Origin of the sequence: Burkholderia sp. E168m23, assembly GCF_016586125.1 — a bacterium.
Taxonomy (GTDB): Bacteria; Pseudomonadota; Gammaproteobacteria; order Burkholderiales; family Burkholderiaceae; genus Burkholderia; species Burkholderia orbicola.
Window position 1 is genome coordinate 1 of the sequence record NZ_BCPP01000995.1, and the last position, 2,544, is coordinate 2,544.

The following is a 2,544-nucleotide window of genomic DNA, read 5'->3' on the forward strand; positions in this document are numbered from 1 at the left end:
GACAGACCACGTGATTGACCGACGTGCACAGCGTCTTCGGATAGCCGTGATAGCCGATGTTCGCGGGGATCGCGCCGAGTTCATCGGTGATGTATTCGCGGCAGCGCGCGTCCAGCTCGTCGGTGGTGACGCCCGGCTTCACGTGCTCGGTGATCATTGTGAGCACCTGCGACGCGAGCTTCGCGGCTTCGCGCGACTTGGCGATTTCCGCAGCACCGCGGATCGGGATTTCTCGTTTCGCCATCACGCCACCTGCTCGATGCTATGCGCGGCCGTCTCCGCCGGCCCCACGTCGCCGCCCCGCGCCTCGGCCTCGATCAGCATCTTGCAGATGTCGCCGTAGGACAGCGCCGGGTTGAGTTCCGCCAGCATCCCGACGCGCAGCCAGTGTTCGGCCTGCGCGTTGATCGAACGGCTCAGCGCTGTACTCGTCGAGCGCAGCCGTTCATGCATGTGCTCGGAAATCTTGATGATACCCATATATCCCCAATTAAACGAAACGTAGCTGTTTCGTATATTACGCCGCGTACGACGACCGGGCAAGCCGTTCGCGTCCCGCGTCCCGCCGAATCGCCACGGGAAATATCGTTGACTTCGAATTCCAGTTTACTGGAAAATCAATCCATCATGAAAGAATCAGCGATCACCGCGGCCGACGACACCGGCATCAACGAGCGCATTGCCCGGCGCGTGCGTGAGCTGCGCACCGTGCGAGGCTACACGCTCGACGCGCTTGCCGCGCGTTCCGGCGTCAGCCGTTCGATGATCTCGCTCATCGAACGCGCGTCGGCCAGCCCCACAGCCGTCGTGCTCGACAAGCTCGCGGCGGGCCTCGGCGTGTCGCTGGCCGGGTTGTTTGGCGGTGACCGGGACGACGCGCCCGCGCAGCCGCTCGCACGGCGCGCGCAGCAGGCCGAATGGCGCGATCCGGCGTCCGGCTATGTGCGGCGCAACCTGTCGCCGGCCGGCTGGCCGTCGCCGATCCAGCTCGTCGAGGTCGACTTCCCGCCCGGCGCGCGGGTCGCATATGACAGCGGCGGGCGCGAAAGCGCGCCGCACCAGCAGGTGTGGATCATCAGCGGCCGCGTCGACGTCACGTTCGGCGATACGCTTCACGAACTTCATGAAGGCGACTGCCTGGCCATGCGGCTCGACCAGCCGCTGATCTTCAGCAATCCGGCGTCGCATGCCGCGCGCTATGTCGTCGCGATCTGCGATGCGTCCGCCGCCGGCGTGCGGAGCGCGTGATGCGCGCGCCGCATGCGCAACCGGTTTAGACCCAACAGGAAGGAACCCGCATGAACTCCCCGACACAGCGCGACGACGTGCGCCTGATCGACTGCAGCGAGGCCGAGCACGCGGCGGCCATTCTCGAGATCCTGAACGATGCGATCGCGAACTCGACCGCGCTGTACGACTACCGGCCGCGTCCACCGGAAGCGATGGTCACGTGGTTCGCGACGAAGCGCGCGGGCGGTTTTCCGGTCTTCGGCGCCGTCGACTCAGCAGGCACGCTGCTCGGCTTCGCGAGCTGGGGTACGTTCCGCGCGTTCCCGGCGTTCAAGTACACCGTCGAACACAGCGTCTACGTGCGCAACGACCAGCGCGGTCGCGGGCTCGGCGAACTGCTGCTGCGCGAAGTAGTCCGGCGCGCGCGCGAAGCGCAGGTGCACGTGCTGGTCGGCTGCATCGACGCGACCAATGCCGGGAGCATCGCACTGCATACGAAGCTGGGATTCGTGCACTCGGGCACGATCGCGGAGGCGGGATTCAAGTTCGGCCGCTGGCTGGATGCGGCGTTCTATCAGTTGAAGCTCGAGACGCCGGTGCAGCCGGTGGATGGGTAATCGGCTGGAGGCCGTCCGTCGCATGCACCGTGCGCGACGGCTTCCAGACGATGCGGAAAACCGCTCTTCCCGGCCTCGAGGCCGCAGCATCACAAGCTCACCGCCCGGCAATCGCGCGTATGGCCTCCGCAAAGACGTCTGGCGCCTCACGCGGGACGAAGTGCCCTATTCCATGCAGCAGGCGGTGTTCATAGTGCCCGGAAAAGTACCGCTCCTTGTTTTCAGAAGTGGTGGGCAAATTGTCACGATCTTCCGCACCCTGGAGCATGATGGTGTCGATAGGGATCGTCGGCGAAGCCGCCAATTGTCGTTCTATCTGCTCGTGCTGCTCTGCGCCCGGGGCATCGTGCCAGCGCTGTCGATAAGCATGAAGGCTGATGTCGGCCCAGTCGGGATTGTGGAGAGAGTCGACCATGGCTTGAAAGTCGCTCTCCCTGTCGGGCCAGGCGGGGGACCAGCTGTGCCATAAGTATCTGCACAACCGTTCGCGATCCTCTCGATAAGCCTTCATTCCATACGTCGTGGCGACGTACCACTCATACCAGTACGCGTTGGCCAGTTCATAGGGCATTTCGTTGGCCGGCATCGCGGTAGCGTAGCCCGCCGCGGCGGTAACCATACCGCTTACTCTCTCGGGAAACAGCGCCGCAACGCCGTACGCCGCGCGCGCGCCCCAGTCGTACCCGGCGAGAATGAC

5 protein-coding genes are annotated in these 2,544 nt (G+C 64.9%); 2 read left to right on the forward strand and 3 right to left on the reverse strand.

The features are described 5' to 3' along the window. Both JMF90_RS33065 and JMF90_RS33070 read right to left on the reverse strand, forming a co-directional pair. Positions 1 to 244: M24 family metallopeptidase (locus JMF90_RS33065; RefSeq protein ID WP_201326004.1), on the reverse strand; the 244-nt coding region annotated here is incomplete at its 3' end. Next, complete coding sequence (locus JMF90_RS33070) at positions 244 to 480, reverse strand: ParD-like family protein (RefSeq protein ID WP_011694229.1); 237 nt, start codon at positions 478 to 480, stop codon at positions 244 to 246. The genes JMF90_RS33070 and JMF90_RS33065, both read right to left, overlap by 1 nt. Before the next feature lie 147 nt (positions 481 to 627). Here JMF90_RS33070 and JMF90_RS33075 point away from each other — a divergent pair, with 147 nt between their 5' ends. Together JMF90_RS33075 and JMF90_RS33080 are read left to right on the forward strand one after the other, a co-directional pair. Beyond that, complete coding sequence (locus JMF90_RS33075; RefSeq protein WP_011544955.1) at positions 628 to 1,248, forward strand: helix-turn-helix domain-containing protein; 621 nt, start codon at positions 628 to 630, stop codon at positions 1,246 to 1,248. A 50-nt stretch (positions 1,249 to 1,298) separates the two neighbouring features. Continuing rightward, positions 1,299 to 1,847 carry a GNAT family N-acetyltransferase gene (locus JMF90_RS33080; protein WP_011544954.1) on the forward strand — a complete coding sequence of 183 codons (549 nt, stop codon included), beginning with the start codon at positions 1,299 to 1,301 and terminating at the stop codon, positions 1,845 to 1,847. A 97-nt stretch (positions 1,848 to 1,944) separates the two neighbouring features. Here the strand turns inward: JMF90_RS33080 and JMF90_RS33085 are convergent. Continuing rightward, positions 1,945 to 2,544: alpha/beta fold hydrolase (locus JMF90_RS33085; RefSeq protein ID WP_201326005.1), on the reverse strand; the 600-nt coding region annotated here is incomplete at its 5' end.

What these genes read in the sequence shown, in the direction of transcription:
- JMF90_RS33070 (WP_011694229.1), bottom strand. Translation starts at nt 480, where the DNA reads ATGGGTATCATCAAGATTTCCGAGCACATGCATGAACGGCTGCGCTCG.
- JMF90_RS33075 (WP_011544955.1), top strand. Translation starts at nt 628, where the DNA reads ATGAAAGAATCAGCGATCACCGCGGCCGACGACACCGGCATCAACGAG.
- JMF90_RS33080 (WP_011544954.1), top strand. Translation starts at nt 1,299, where the DNA reads ATGAACTCCCCGACACAGCGCGACGACGTGCGCCTGATCGACTGCAGC.